At 72.4% G+C, this 13,190-nt stretch carries 13 protein-coding genes; 4 read left to right on the top strand and 9 right to left on the bottom strand.

What is annotated here, in order from left to right; translation table 11 throughout:
• Positions 1-48: 48 nt before the first annotated feature.
• From ACQP2Y_RS08010 to ACQP2Y_RS08000, 3 genes are read right to left on the bottom strand one after another with little or no spacing between them, the layout of a single operon-like run.
• The gene (locus ACQP2Y_RS08010) at positions 49-1,032 is read right to left on the bottom strand and encodes a D-alanine--D-alanine ligase family protein (RefSeq protein ID WP_433725959.1); all 984 of its coding nucleotides are present in this window, start codon (positions 1,030-1,032) and stop codon (positions 49-51) included.
• A complete protein-coding gene (alr, locus tag ACQP2Y_RS08005; RefSeq protein WP_433725957.1) occupies positions 1,029-2,153 on the bottom strand; it encodes an alanine racemase in 1,125 nt (374 codons plus the stop codon). Before alr ends, ACQP2Y_RS08010 begins: the two co-directional genes overlap by 4 nt.
• Positions 2,150-3,022: a S1 family peptidase gene (locus tag ACQP2Y_RS08000; RefSeq protein WP_433725955.1), complete on the bottom strand. Its 873-nt coding sequence runs from the start codon at positions 3,020-3,022 to the stop codon at positions 2,150-2,152. Before ACQP2Y_RS08000 ends, alr begins: the two co-directional genes overlap by 4 nt.
• Before the next feature lie 115 nt (positions 3,023-3,137).
• Between ACQP2Y_RS08000 and ACQP2Y_RS07995 the strand changes: the two genes are divergently transcribed.
• From ACQP2Y_RS07995 to ACQP2Y_RS07980, 4 genes are all read left to right on the top strand, one after another.
• Entirely contained in the window at positions 3,138-3,797 is a 660-nt protein-coding gene (locus ACQP2Y_RS07995; RefSeq protein WP_360818290.1) for a response regulator transcription factor, read from the top strand.
• Positions 3,794-4,888, top strand: coding sequence for a sensor histidine kinase (locus ACQP2Y_RS07990; protein WP_433725952.1), 1,095 nt, complete (start codon positions 3,794-3,796; stop codon positions 4,886-4,888). The genes ACQP2Y_RS07995 and ACQP2Y_RS07990 overlap by 4 nt, the downstream gene beginning before the upstream one ends.
• Before the next feature lie 84 nt (positions 4,889-4,972).
• Positions 4,973-5,272: a helix-turn-helix domain-containing protein gene (locus ACQP2Y_RS07985; protein WP_433725950.1), complete on the top strand. Its 300-nt coding sequence runs from the start codon at positions 4,973-4,975 to the stop codon at positions 5,270-5,272.
• Positions 5,269-6,516, top strand: a complete 1,248-nt coding sequence (locus ACQP2Y_RS07980; protein WP_433725948.1) for a type II toxin-antitoxin system HipA family toxin — start codon at positions 5,269-5,271, stop codon at positions 6,514-6,516. The genes ACQP2Y_RS07985 and ACQP2Y_RS07980 overlap by 4 nt, the downstream gene beginning before the upstream one ends.
• Before the next feature lie 10 nt (positions 6,517-6,526).
• On the opposite strand, the gene ACQP2Y_RS07975 is transcribed toward ACQP2Y_RS07980, so the two are convergent.
• From ACQP2Y_RS07975 to ACQP2Y_RS07950, 6 genes are read right to left on the bottom strand one after another with little or no spacing between them, the layout of a single operon-like run.
• Positions 6,527-8,275 (bottom strand): ABC transporter ATP-binding protein, encoded by a 1,749-nt coding sequence (locus ACQP2Y_RS07975; protein ID WP_433725946.1) that lies wholly within the window; start codon positions 8,273-8,275, stop codon positions 6,527-6,529.
• A complete protein-coding gene (locus ACQP2Y_RS07970; RefSeq protein WP_433725944.1) occupies positions 8,272-9,957 on the bottom strand; it encodes an ABC transporter ATP-binding protein in 1,686 nt (561 codons plus the stop codon). The genes ACQP2Y_RS07975 and ACQP2Y_RS07970 overlap by 4 nt, the downstream gene beginning before the upstream one ends.
• Complete coding sequence (locus ACQP2Y_RS07965; protein WP_212989933.1) at positions 9,954-10,166, bottom strand: MbtH family protein; 213 nt, start codon at positions 10,164-10,166, stop codon at positions 9,954-9,956. Before ACQP2Y_RS07965 ends, ACQP2Y_RS07970 begins: the two co-directional genes overlap by 4 nt.
• Positions 10,167-10,203: 37 nt before the next feature.
• Positions 10,204-10,998, bottom strand: a complete 795-nt coding sequence (locus ACQP2Y_RS07960) for an ABC transporter ATP-binding protein (protein WP_433725941.1) — start codon at positions 10,996-10,998, stop codon at positions 10,204-10,206.
• Positions 10,999-12,051 carry a FecCD family ABC transporter permease gene (locus ACQP2Y_RS07955; protein ID WP_433725939.1) on the bottom strand — a complete coding sequence of 351 codons (1,053 nt, stop codon included), beginning with the start codon at positions 12,049-12,051 and terminating at the stop codon, positions 10,999-11,001.
• Complete coding sequence (locus tag ACQP2Y_RS07950) at positions 12,048-13,118, bottom strand: iron chelate uptake ABC transporter family permease subunit (protein WP_433725937.1); 1,071 nt, start codon at positions 13,116-13,118, stop codon at positions 12,048-12,050. The genes ACQP2Y_RS07955 and ACQP2Y_RS07950 overlap by 4 nt, the downstream gene beginning before the upstream one ends.
• Positions 13,119-13,190: the final 72 nt, after the last annotated feature.

Genomic DNA, 13,190 nt, shown 5'->3' with positions numbered 1-13,190 from the left:
TGTGGACGCCCTGCCGGGCGCGCGTCACCGACGCGAGATTAGGTTAGCCTAACCTCCGGCTCCGGTGGTTCGGGGCCGGGTGACGCCGGCGACCAGCAGGTCCAGCAGGGCGGCGAAGGGAATGCCGGCCCGCTGCCAGATCTGCGGGAACTGCGACTCGGCCGTCATCCCCGGGAACGTGTTGACCTCGTTGACCACCGGCTCACCGGATCCACCGGCCGGCAGGAAGAAGTCGACGCGCAACAGACCGCGGCAGCCGAGCGCCCGGAAAGCCTGCACAGCGCGTTCCTGCAGCAGATCGGTGGTCGCCGCGTCGAGGACAGCGGGGATCTCGAACGCGGCGCCACCCCGGTACTTGGCGTCGTAGTCGAAGAAGGTCCGTTCCGTCACCGTGATCTCCAGCGGCGGGCCGGCCTCGACCCGGCCGTCGGGATGCTCCAGGACGGCCACGTCGATCTCCCGCCCGGTGATCGCCCGCTCGACCAGGACCTTGTCGTCGAAGCCGCGGGCCAGGCGCACGGCGGCCGGGAGATGCTCCCAATCGCGGACCTTCGTGACGCCGAGGCTGGAACCGGCCCGGGCCGGCTTGACGAAGACCGGCAGCCCGAGCCGGCGCTGCTCGGACAGCGGGAGGTCGTCACCGTCGATCGTCACGCTCTCGGCGACGCGCATCCCGTCCGCGGCGAGCAGCTTCTTCGTCACGATCTTGTCCATGCCCGCGGCGCCGGCGAAGACCCCGTTGCCGACGTACGGCACCCCCAGCCACTCCAGCAGGGCCTGGAGCCGGCCGTCCTCGCCGTACGCGCCGTGCAGGGCCGGGAACACCACGTCCTGATCGCGCATGACCCGCAGCGCCTCGGACAGAGCCACGGACCGGCCGCCGACCTGCCATTGCCCGTCCTGCTCGATGAGGACCTCGGTGACGTCGTACCGGTCGGGGTCGAGGTGGGCCAGGATGCTCGCCGCCGAGCCGCGGGACACCGCATGTTCGCCGTTGCGGCCGCCGTAGACCAGTGCCATCCGGGTTCTCACAGTGCTGCTGCCTCTCCGTACCGGTAGGTCCGTCTCACCCGGGCGCCGATGCCCGTCAAGATCTCGTGGGGGCTGGTGCCGGCCCAGCGGGCCCAGTCCGCGACCGTCGGCGCGGTGCCGCCGGGGCCTAAGACCGTCACCGGGTCCCCGACGGCGACGGGCAGCTCACCCGCGTCGATCACGCACTGGTCCATGGCGATGCGTCCGACGACCGGGCATCTGCGACCGTGCAGCCACACCTCGGCCCGGCCCTGCGCCGCGCGGGGCAGACCGTCCGCGAAGCCGAGCGGCAGGAGGGCCAGGGTCGTCGGGCGCGTGGTGACGTGGTCCGGGCCGTACGAGACGCCGGTGCCGCGGCCGACCCGCTTGACGTTGACCACGCGTGATCGCAGCGTCAGCGCCGGACGCAGGCCGGGTGTGCCGGCGCCGAGCGGATCGATCCCGTAGAGGGCGATCCCGATCCGGCAGAGGTCGTAGCGGGCGGCGGGTGCGGTGAGCGCCGCCGCGGAGTTGGCCAGGTGGGTCAGCTCGGGGTCGAGGCCGGCCGCGCGGGCGATCCGTAACGCTTCGTCGAAGGCCGAGACCTGCCGGGCGACGCTCACCGAGCCCGGCGTCTCGGCGTCAGCCAGGTGCGACCACACGCCCCGGACCCGCAGGCTGCCCTCCTGCTCGTACTTGCGGGCCCAGCCGGTCAGCTCGGGCCACTCGTGACCCACGGCCCCGTTGCGGGAGAGCCCGGTGTCCGCCTTGAGCTGGACGACCGCCCGGGCGCCGAGCCGCCGGCCGGCCGCAGCCACCGCGTGCAGGTGCGGCACGGTGGAGACGCCGAGGTCGACGCGGGCGGCGATCAGCCGGCCGAAGTCCTCGTCCGGGGCGTGCAGCCAGCTCAGGATCGGCGCGGTGAGCCCGGCGGAACGCAGCGACAGCGCCTCCGCCGAGGACGTCACGCCCAGCCAGCCGGCGCCCGCGGCGATCGCGGCACGCGCGACCGCAATCGCGCCGTGCCCGAAACCGTCGGCCTTCACCACCGCCATCAGGTCCGTGCGGGCGACGGCTGCCACGGTACGGACATTGGCCGCGACCGCCGCCAGGTCGACGACGGCCTCACCGAGGAAACTCATCGCCGACGCCACCGCACCGCGAGACCCAGCAGGACGATGGCCGCCAGCGCGGCGAAGGCACTCAGGCCGTAAGCGACCAGGTGGCGGCCGCTGGAGCCCGGCCCGCCCGTCGTACCGGCGATCCAGTCGGCGAGATTGTCGGTCCGCGCGCTGAAGTCCGGCCCCGGGTGGGGGCACCGGGGCCCGCCACTGACCACGGCCACCAGGACCGTGGTCCCGTCCCGCTGCTGCCGGAAGTACGGCCCGCCGGAGTCGTGCGGGCACGGGCTGGTGTCCGCCCGCGGCGCCTTGCCGGAGGTCTCGATCAGCGAGTCGCTCGTCCGGCCGACGACGAACTGCCCGGTCTGCAGCCGCTGCGCCGGCTCGGAGCCGTCACCGGCGGTCAGGCCGTACCCGGTGAGCCGCACGACCTCGCCCACCGTGGGCGGTGCGGTGCCGACCCGCAGCGGGGTGATGTCGGTGACCGCCGGGTCGATCTCGGCCAGCGCCACGTCGGCGCCCTCGGCCTGGCGTACGGCGACAACCTCGGCCTCGTGCCCCACCCCGCTGCTCAGGTCCGCGCGCCCGATGGTGGCGGTGGTGCGGTCGGCCACGGTCCGGCTCACCCGGCGCCCGTCGGCCGTACGGAAGCAGTGCCCCGCCGTGATCACCCACCGGGGCGCGACCAGAGCACCGGAGCAGGAACTGTCCCGGGTGCCGGGGCCGTCGGTGGGCAGGCCGGTCATGGTCAGCAACACCGTGAACGGATAGGCGCCGGCGTCCACATCCTCACCGTGCGCGATGGCGGACGCCGGCTGTGCGCTCACCGGTGCGGCGGTCAGCGCCACGACGACCAGGACCGCGGTGAGACATCGACGGACAGATCTCATGGGATGCCATGCTGCGTAAGCGCCCGTCCGGAGGACGTCAGCACGGTCCTTATGGAATCTTTATCCCGGCTGTGCCAGCCTGGCGGGCGGTCACGGACGGCGAGGAGGCGCGGCGTTGCGGGTGCTGGTGGCGGACGACGAGCGGGTGCTCGCCGACATGGTGGCCGAGGGGCTGCGCCGGCTGTCCATGGCCGTCGACGTGGTCTACGACGGCGTCACCGCCTGGGAGAAGCTCGGCGTCAACCGCTACGACGTCGCCGTCCTGGACCGGGACATGCCCGGCAGCACCGGCGACGAGGTGTGCCGGCGGATCGCCGGGGCCGGGCTGGGCACGCGCGTGCTGCTGCTGACCGCGGCTGCCGGGATCCGCGACCGGGTCGAGGGCCTCGGGCTGGGCGCCGACGACTACCTGACCAAGCCGTTCGCGTTCGCGGAGCTGGTCGCGCGGCTGCAGGCGCTGTCCCGCCGCTCGACCCCGGCGTTGCCCCCGGTGCTGGAACAGGCCGGCATCGTGCTGGACGTGACCCGGCACACGGCCGCCCGCGACGGGCTGACGCTGTCACTCTCGCCGAAGGAGTACGCCGTCCTGCACGTGCTCATGCGCGCGGGCGGTCGGGTGGTCAGCGCCGAGGACCTGCTCGAGCAGGCGTGGGACGAGAACGCCGACCCGTTCACCAACACTGTCCGTACCACCGTCATGACCTTGCGCCGCAAGCTCGGCGACCCGCCGGTGATCCACACGGTGCCCAAGGTCGGCTACCGGCTCGCCCCATGAGGTCACCGTCCCCGGTCCGCCGAATCCTCCTGGTCTGCGGGATCGCCCTGGTCGCGGCCCAGTTCGCCCCGACGGTCGCCGACCAGGTGCTCACCCTGTCGCGGGAGTTCGGGGTGTCCTGGTGCGGAATGGGCGGGCCGCGGGCCCCCGACGCCGAAGCCTCGTTCCTCTGCGAGCAGGTCTTCCGGCGGCCCAGCGTCGTGACCGGACCGGTCCTGTTCCTGGTCCTCGCCGGCCTGCTGGCGCCGGGTGTCCCGGCGGCACGGTGGTGTATGCGGCCGGTCCGCGATCTGGTCCCGGTGATCGCGAACGTCGGCCCGCAAAATCTGGGCCACCGGCTGCGCCCCGGGCCCGGCCAGGACGAAGTGGCGCTGCTCGGCCGCACGATCGACGACATGATGGACCGCATCGCGGTGGGGTACGAGGCCCAGCGCCGGTTCGCCGCCGACGCCTCCCACGAGCTGCGGACCCCGCTCGCGGTGCAACGGACGCTGATCGAGGTCGGCATGGCCCGGGCCCGCACCGAGGACCAGCTCGAACTGCTGACCGCCCAGCTGCTGGAGACCAACGAACGCAACGAGCAGCTGATCGAGGGCCTGCTGGTCCTGGCCGAAAGCGACCGCGGCCTGCTGTCCCGCACCCCGCTGCGGCTCGACCTGATCACCGCGGAGGTCCTCGACGCCCACCGCGCCCGGGCCGCCGAGGCCGGCATCACGATCACCAGCACCCTGCGCCCACGCCTGGTCCTGGGCGAGCAGGTACTGCTGGAACGCCTGGTCAGCAACCTGGTGCAGAACGCCGTGAGCTACAACCGCCCGGACGGCACCATCGACGTCCAGGTCGGCGACGACCCGGCCTTGACCGTCACAAACACCGGCGACGACGTCCCGGCCGAGGCGGTGTCCGCCCTGTTCGAACCATTCCGCCGGCTGTCGGCCGCCCGCATCCACCAGGGCGGCGGCGCGGGCCTCGGACTGTCGATCGCCCGCTCGATCACTCGAGCCCACGACGGCGTGATCGCAGCGTCGTCCACCGGCCACGACGGCCTGCGGGTCCAGGTCTCCTTCCCCGAGGCCCCCGGACCCGCCTAGCTGCGCACTCACTCTCAATAATGCTCAGTATCCTGCGCATAAAGCGCTATTATGGTGAGGTCCTTGCCCTTAAGGAGGTGTCCTGTGCCTCGTCCCCCATCGGTCCGGGTGACTTCCGCCGCCAAGAGCATCGGCGAACAGACGGTTGCGTGGCGCAAGCTGCAAGGCCTCACGGCGGCCCAGGTGGCCGAACGAGCCGGCATCTCCAGGAACACCCTGCGCCGCATCGAGACCGGAGACGCCGGCGTCAGCTTCCAGGCCTTCCTGGGGGTGGCTCGGGCTCTGGGCGTGCTGGACGCCGTGGTGACGGCTACGGATCCCTATGAGACCGACCTCGGCCGGGCACGAGCCGACGACATCCTTCCCAAGCGGGTACGCCAGTGAGCCACATCCTCACCTACCTGGACCTCGACGGAGAAACCCGGAAGGTGGGCGACGCCTACTTCACATTCCGACGCAACCGGCTCACCGCCAACTTCTCCTATGAGCGTGACTATCTCTCCGCCCGTGGGGCCTATGCCGTCGATCCCGCGTTGCGACTCTCGGCCGGTTCATGGCCTCTGCCGTACGGGCTCCCCGGAGCGTTCAGTGACGCCGCCCCCGACCGCTGGGGTCGCGGACTGATCGCGAAGCGGCTTCGGGCGACCGCGAGCGCCGCCGGACGACCGCTCCCAGCACTCGACGACCGGGACTATCTGCTCGGTGTGAGCGACGAAACGCGCCAAGGGGCGTTGCGCTTCAAAACTGACGCCGCCGGGGAGTTCCAGCATCCGGCGCCGGAGGTCCCGAAACTCATTGCGTTGCCGAGTCTGCTGCACGCAGCCACCGCGGTCGCCCGGGACGAGCCAGACAACCTGGCGGCGATCAAGACGCTGCTGGACGCCGGCACCGGATCGCTGGGCGGTGCGCGGCCCAAGGCGTCGGTGAAGGACGGCGACCGCCTTCTCATCGCCAAGTTTCCCCATCCCTCCGATGGATGGAGTGTCATGCGGTGGGAGATGACTGCTCTTGATCTGGCGGAGAACGCCGGCATCTCGGTGCCGAACCGCCGGTTGATAGGTGTCGAGGGGCACGCGGTGCTGCTGCTCGACCGATTCGATCGGCACCGAGCGGCCCGCGTCGGCTACATCAGTGCGATGACGCTCCTCGAAGCTCGCGACGGTGAGTCACGCGACTACACCGAGATCGCGGAAGCCATTCCTGAACACAGCTCAGCGACAAACGACGACCTGCGGCAACTCTGGCGGCGCATCGCATTCTCGGTCGCGGTGCACAACACCGACGACCATCTCCGCAACCATGGATTCCTTCGTGGAGGAGCCGGTTGGCGACTCGCCCCGGCGTTCGACGTGAATCCCAATCCCGATCTCGCCGCCCACCGGGTCACCAGCATCGGCGGAGCCGACAATCCAGCGGATGATCTGCGGGCCCTCGTCATGTACGCGTCGTCCTTCGGCCTCACCGACGCCCAAGCCCGGACCACATTGCGGGAAGTCGCCGATGCCGCGGCCGGCTGGGAAGCCCGGGCGCGCGGCAACGGCGTCACGGCAGCGGAGATCGAGCGTTTCCGCCCGACCTTGTCGCACACCATCGAGGCGACGGTCCAAGCCTCGCGGCTTAATGCGTGAGCAGAGTTCGCTAGGTCTGTGCCGGCGCTGAGCTGCGCGTCTCCCAGGCCGACCACAGCTGCGCATAGCGCCCGCCCGCAGCGACCAGCTCAGCGTGCGGCCCCGACTCCACGATCTCTCCATGCTCCAGCACAATGACCCGGTCCGCCGACGCCGCCTGGGTGAGCCGGTGCGCCACGATCAGCACCGTCCGCCCCCGCGTCGCCGCAGCCGCGGCCTCCTCCAGCGCCCGGGCCCCCGCGCTCCCGGCCTCAGCCGTCGCCTCGTCCAGCACCGCGACCGCAGGGTCCAGCAGCACCAGCCGGGCCAGCGCCAGCTGCTGCGCCTGCGCGGCGGTCAGCTCGTGGCTGCCGTCACCAACGAGCGTCTCCAACCCCTCGGGCAGCGCGAGCGCCCAGTGCAGGGCGCCTACGGTATCCAGCGCGGCTGAGACCTCCTCGACGCTCGCCGACGGGCGGGCCAGCCGCAGGTCCTCGATGAGCGGCCCGGCGAAGACGTGCGTCTCCTGGCTGATGATCGCCACGGTCTCGCCCGGCAGCTCCGCGACCGGCACCCCGCCGACCCGCGCCACGCCCGCGGCGGGGCGCAGCACACCGGCGGCGATGGAGGCCACCGTGGTCTTGCCGGCCCCGGTCGAGCCGACCAGGGCCACCCGCTCTCCCGGCTCCAGCCGCAGGCTGACCTTGCGCAGCACCGGCGTGCGGCCGTCGTAGCTGAAGCTGACGTCGTCCAGGGTCAGCGCCGCGTCGGCCGGCGGGCGGCCCGCGCCGCGCTGCTCGACCGGCATCGTCTCGACGCCGACCAGCCGGGACAGGCTCGCGCCGGCCGCCTGGATCTCGTCGAAGGTGAACAGCAGTGTGGACACCGGGTTGAACAGCCGGTGGAACAGCAGCGCGGCGGCCGAGGCCTGGCCGACGGTCACCGAGCCGTCGCGGATCAGCCAGAAGCCGACCGTCAGGATCGCCGCCAGCCCGAAGAACTCAGCCCGGTTCACCCGGCCGACGAAGCGGGTGAACAGCGTGAAGACGCCGACGTCGATGTCGCGCGCCTTGGCCGACGCGGTGTCGATGTCCGCCAGGTGCCGCTGCTCCAGCCGGTACGCGTGCACGGTCCGCAACCCCTGCATGCTCTCCACCAGCAGCTGCGACCGCTCGGCGACAGCCTTGCGCTCCGCGGCGTACCGGGGGGCCGAGCGCGGCAGGTACCAGCGCAGCGCGACCACGTAGAACGGCACGGCCACGGCGCCGGCCAGGCCCAGCCGCCAGTCGATGCCGGCCATGGCCACCAGGCTCAGCACGCCCAGCAGCAGCGCCGAGATCACGTTCGGCAGCACGTCGGAGACGGCCTTGCCGATCGCCGCGATGTCGGCACCGACCCGGGAGAGCAGGTCGCCGCGCCCGGCCCGGTCCAGCACCAGGGCCGGCAGCCGCAAGGCGGTCGCGACGGTGCTCTCGCGCAGGTCGGCGAGCATCCGGGCGCCGAGCCGGCCGATCAGGTACGAGGACAGCCCGATCGCACCCCCACCGATCAGCGCGGCGGTGACGATGACGACGGAGATCGACACGATCGCCCCCGTGCCGGCGCCGTCGCGGACCCGGTCGACGAGCATGCCCAGGGCGTACACGGGAACGATCGAGGCCGCGGCCGCGAGCAGGCCGACCAGCAGCGTCCCGAGCACCTCGGCCGGGCGCCCGCGCAGCTCGGCCCACAGCCAGCCGCGGGTCTGCCGGGCGGTCGCGATGGGCAGGATCTGGGTCATCGCAGCACCAACCGTCGGTAGGTCTCGTCGCTCGCGCCCAGCTCCTCGTGCTCGCCCTCGGCCGTGACCACGCCGTCGCCGAGGACGACGATGCGGTCGGTGGCGGCGAGCAGGGCCGGGCTGCTGGTGATGACGACGGTGGCGAAGCCGGACGCCGGGCCGTGCCGCAGCGCGCGGATGCCCTGCGCGATGGCGTGCTCGGTGACCGCGTCGACGGCGGTGGTCGGGTCGTGCAGCACCAGCACCGGCGGCCGGGCGAGCAGCGCGCGGGCCAGGGCGATCCGCTGCCGTTGGCCGCCGGAGAGGCTGGCGCCGCGTTCGGCGACGAGCGCGTCGAGCCGCTCCGGCTGGGTGTCCAGCACCTCGTCGGCAGCCGCGGCGCTGAGCACGTCGGCCGGGATCTCCCCGTCAGCGTGCACGGCCACGTTGGCGGCGATCGTGCCGGTGAACAGGTCGGTGTGGTGCGGCTCGACCAGCAGCAGCCGGCGCGCGTGGGCGCGGTCGACCTGCTCCAGCGGTGAGCCGCCCAGCAGCACGCTGCCCTGGTAGTCGGCGGGGACGCTGAGCAGCTTGACCAGCGCCTCGGCGTCGCCGGGGCGGCGGGCGACCACGCCGACGAACTCGCCCGGCCGCACGTGCAGGTCGAGGCCGTCGAGCGGGCCGTGCCGCACGCCGGACAGGCGCAGGTCGCACGGGTGCTCGGCGGGCCGGTCGGCGCCTTCCGGCAGCACCAGCCCGGCGTCGGTGACCAGCGCGACCCGGTCCGCGGACGCGCGCGCCTCGGCGATCCAGCTCGGCACCACGGCCAGCGTCCCGAACGGCTCGATGAGGAACTGGGCGAGGCCGATCACGGTGATGAACTGCCCGACGGTGATCCGGCCGGTGAGCGCGAACCAGCCCGCCAGGATGGCGATGCCGCAGGCCAGCAGCGTGCTCAGCACGGTCGAGGCGGCCAGGTAGCCGCCCTGGGTGCGCGACGCGCGCAGCGTCGCCGCCAGCGAGCGGCGGCTGACCGCCCGGTAGTTCCCGGCGGCGGCGTCCTGCGCGCCGATGCCGCGCAGCGGCCGCAGCCCGGTGACCAGGTCGGTGGCCAGCGAGGTGGCCCGGCCGGCCTGCTCCTGCTGGTCGGCGACCCGCCGGGTGATCAGCGGCGAGCTGATCTGCAGCAGCACCAGCACCAGCGGGGTGGCGACCAGGACGACCAGACCCAGCGGTACGGAGATCAGCAGCAGCACCACCGCACTGATCACCGTGGCGACGACGGCACCGACGATCCGCGGCACGTAGTCCAGCAGGTAGGAGGTGTTGTCGGCGTCGCTCGTGGACACCGTCAGCAGATCCCCGGCCCGCAGGTCGGTACGCACCCCGCGCGGATGCAGGATCTTCGCCGACACCTCCAGGCGCAGCTGGTGCCCCTCCTCGGCGATGGCGGCCATGAGCTGCCGCGCGCCGAAGCGGTACGCCATGGTCAGCACCGTGAACTGCACGGCGAGCACGCCCACCCAGAGCAGCAGCTGACCGAGGTCGCCCGGCGTGACGGCCCGGTCGATGACCACGCCGATCAGGACCGGGACGAACGTCTCGCAGGCCTGGTGCACCGCGATGAGGCCGGTGCCGAGCCACAGCCGCTTGGCGTTACGAGTGGTGGTGCGTACGAGAATCCGAGCGCCGGACTTGCTCACTGGGCCATGCTGTCGCGCAGCGACTTGGGGCGCAGGTCGGTCCAGTTGGCGTCCACGTAGTCGATGGCCTGCTGCCGCGGCGCGGGCCCGAAGACGCTGCGCCAGCCCGACGGGATCTCCTTGAAGGACGGCCAGAGCGAGTGCTGCTCCTCGTCGTTCACGAGGACGTGGAAGGTGCCGTTCTCGTCGTCGAACGGGTTGCTGGACACGACGTCTCCCCACAGGTCGGCCGAAAGTAAGGACAGCCTAACCTACGCGCTGAGTCACCTTCGAGCGCGGGATCACCAGCGGCGTACCGGTCTCCGGGTCGTCGATGATCCGGCAGCCCAGCGCGAAGACGTCCTCGACCAGCTCGGCCGTCATGACCTCGCGCGGGTCGCCCTGAGCCACGATCACCCCGGCCTTCATCACCACCAGGTGGTCGGCGTACCGGGCGGCCTGGTTGAGGTCGTGCAGCACCGCGACCATCGTCGTGCCCTGCTCGCGGTTGAGCCGCACGCACAGCTCCAGCAGCTCGATCTGGTGGGCGATGTCCAGGAACGTGGTCGGCTCGTCCAGCAGCACGATCGGCGTCTGCTGGGCCAGCACCATGGCCACCCAGACCCGCTGCCGCTGCCCGCCGGACAGCGTGTCGACGAGGTCGCCGGAGAGGTCGGTCACCCCGGTGGCGGCCAGCGCGGCGACCACGGCGGCCTCGTCCCCGGCCGACCACTGCCGGATCAGTTTCTGGTGCGGGAACCGGCCGCGGGCGACCAGTTCGGCGACCGTGATCCCGTCCGGGGCGATCGACGACTGCGGCAGCAGCCCGAGCCGGCGGGCCACCTCCTTGGCCGGCCGCGAGTGGATGTCCCGGCCGTCCAGCAGCACCTCGCCGGCGCTGGGCTTGAGCAGCCGGGCCAGCGCGCGCAGCAACGTGGACTTGCCGCAGGCGTTGGGGCCGATGATCGCGGTGAACCGGCTCTCCGGCACCTCGAGATCGAGGTGCTCGCTGATCGTCCTGCGGTCGTACCCGATGGTGATGTCGCGGGCGGCGATGCTCATTCAGGACCCCTGTCGTCGCGCCTGGCGGATCAGCAGCCAGACGAAGTAGATGCCGCCCACCGACACGGTCACGACCCCGACCGGCAGCTGGGTCGGGGCGAACGCCCGCTGGGCGAGGAAGTCGCTGAACATCAGCAGGAAGGCGCCCATCGCGGCCGAGGGCAGCAGCGCGATGCCGGGCGTGCGGGTGACGCGCTGGGCGAGCTGCGGGGCGGCCAGCGCGACGAAGGAGATCGGACCGGCGGCCGCTGTCGCGACCGCGGTGAGGGCAACCCCGATGACCAGGTACGCGAGCCGGGTCGGTTCCACCCGTACGCCCAGCGCGGCGGCCGCGTCCTCACCCATCTCCAGCAGGGACAGGCGGGGGCCGTACCCGATCAGGAGCAGGCAGAGCACGCCGACGGTGACCGCCACCGGGGTGACCTGCGCCCAGCCCAGGCCGTTGAGGCTGCCCTGCCCCCACATCAGGGCGGCGAAGGCCGCCTGCAGGTCGACCTTGATGATGAACCACTGGTTGACCGAGGCCAGCATGGCGCTGATCGCGATGCCCACGATGATCAGCCGGAAGCCCTGCACGCCGCGCTTGAAGGCGAGCAGGTAGACCGCGACGGCGGTGGCCAGCCCACCGGCAAGTGCACCGGCCGCGACCACGTAGTAGCCGTTGCCGAACAGCACGGTCACGAGCAGCACCCCGGTGTACGCGCCCGTGCTGAACCCGATGACGTCCGGGCTGCCCAGCGGGTTGCGGGTCAGCGCCTGGAAGACGGCCCCGGCCAGCCCCAGCGCGACGCCGATGATCAGCGCCAGCAGCACCCGCGGCAGCCGCCACTCGACGACCACCAGCCGGGCGGCCCGGGTGCCCTCGCCGGACAGCGCCCGCAGCACCTCGGCCGGGGTCAGGGTGAACTCACCCGTGCCCAGGGTCAGCACCCCGACGGCAAGCGTGGCCAGCACGAGCACCGCACAGACCAGCGCGGGACGCAGCGAGATCCGGGCGGACGCGTTGCGGTGCGGGCGCAGCACCACGACCTTGCGGCCGAAGTCGACGCTCACAGGCCACTCACCCGGGCCCGGCGGACCCACCAGATCAGCACGGGCGCGCCGATGAAGGCGGTGACCACGCCGACCCGCAGCTCACCCGGCCGCACCACGAGCCGGCCCACGATGTCGGCGAGCAGCAGCAGCACCGGACCGCAGACCACGGTGTAGACGAAGATCCAGCGCTGGTCCGGGCCGACGATCCAGCGCACCACGTGCGGCACCATCAGCCCGACGAACCCGATCGGCCCGACCGCGGCGGTCGCCGCGCCGGCCAGCATCATGACCGAGACGGTGGCCAGGAACCGGGTGCGGCCGATCCGGGCACCGAGGGTACGGGCGAGATCGTCACCGAGCGCCACCGCGTTCAGCGACCGGGCGACGATCAGCGCGAGCACCGTCCCGGCCAGCACGAACGGCAGGATCGTGGTGGCCACGTCCAGCGGCCGCCCGGCCAGCGAGCCGATGTCCCAGAACCGCAGGTAGTCGAAGGCGCGGGGCCGCACGAGCCGGATGCCGCCGGAGATGCCGTCCATGACCGCGCCCAGGGCGACCCCGGCCAGGGTGAGCCGGATCGGGGTGGCACCGCCGCGCCCGGTGGACCCGAGCAGGTAGACCAGGGTGAGCGCGAACGCGACCCCGGCGAACCCGAACCACATGTACTGCGCGAGGCTGGTCAGACCGAGCACCCCGACCGCGAACACCACGAACAGCCCGGCGCCGGCGTTGATGCCCAGGATCTGGGTGTCGGCGAGCGGGTTGCGGGTGACGGCCTGGATGACCGCGCCGGACAGTCCGAAGGCGACGCCGGCCAGCAGCCCGAGCACCGTGCGGGGCACCCGCAGGTCCCGCACGATCGACTGGTCGTCGGTGTCGGTGAAGTGGAAGAACGCGTCCCAGACGGCGCCCGGAGAGATGGTGCGGGTGCCGAGGGCGACGCTGAGCAGGCAGACCAGGGCCAGCACGCCGAGACAGATCAGCAGGCCGAGGGTGCGGCGGGCTTGGGTCGCGGCGAGCCCGGCGGCGGCCGGCGCGGCCCTGGGCCCCGGTCGCGTCGCAGCGGCCGTCCGCGTCAGCACCATGCCGCGAAGCTTAGGCTAACCTTCCTTACCCGTCACCTTCCGGTCGTCACCAGCACCGCCGCGGTGGGCGGG

Origin of the sequence: Actinoplanes sp. CA-051413, from assembly GCF_050955795.1 — a bacterium.
In the GTDB taxonomy this organism is placed as follows: Bacteria; Actinomycetota; Actinomycetes; order Mycobacteriales; family Micromonosporaceae; genus Actinoplanes.
Note: the sequence above shows the minus strand (reverse complement) of the source record. Positions and strands in the feature narration are given on the sequence as shown.